Below are 503 nucleotides of genomic sequence, written 5' to 3'. Positions count from 1 at the left end.
GCCGAGCGCGGAGGCGCGCGAGAGCAGCGACTCCTCGGCGTCCCCGCGGACGATGCCGTCCACCACGAGCGCCTCCAGCCGCGCGTCCCACGCGCCGCGCGACTCGGCAGCGGCCGCGTACGAGGTGGCCGCGGCGAACGCGATCTCGCGGGTGTAGCGCAGGATCGACTCGGTCAGCCACCGGTGCTCGGTGTCGTCGGCGGCCAGTCCCGGCAGCCGCTGCTCGAACACGTCGATGGCCACCCGCACCAGCTCCAGCGTCTGCCGCAGGCTCACCCACCGGGACAGGTCCCGCGGCGCCGTGCGGAAGGCCTCGGCGGTGAGCCGGATCGCCTCGGTGGAGTCCTGCAGCCACGCGACGAAGTTGGACACGCCGGTCTGGGTCACCAGCAGCACGCTCGCCCGCTGATCCGCGGGGAGCCGCTGGAACCAGGGCAGGCGCTGCTCCATCTCGGCCACGCTGGCGCTGGCCAGTTCCCCGGAGGCGTGCTCCAGGCGGTGCA

The 503-nt window shown here is 74.4% G+C and carries 1 pseudogene; it reads right to left on the bottom strand.

The annotated features are described in order from the left end of the window. A pseudogene (locus tag ACFP1K_RS41350) lies at positions 1-503 on the bottom strand (PucR family transcriptional regulator); the annotation flags it as partial.

This window comes from Sphaerisporangium aureirubrum, from assembly GCF_042658925.1.
Taxonomy (GTDB): domain Bacteria; phylum Actinomycetota; class Actinomycetes; order Streptosporangiales; family Streptosporangiaceae; genus Sphaerisporangium; species Sphaerisporangium aureirubrum.
This window is presented reverse-complemented; position numbering and strand designations above follow the sequence as displayed.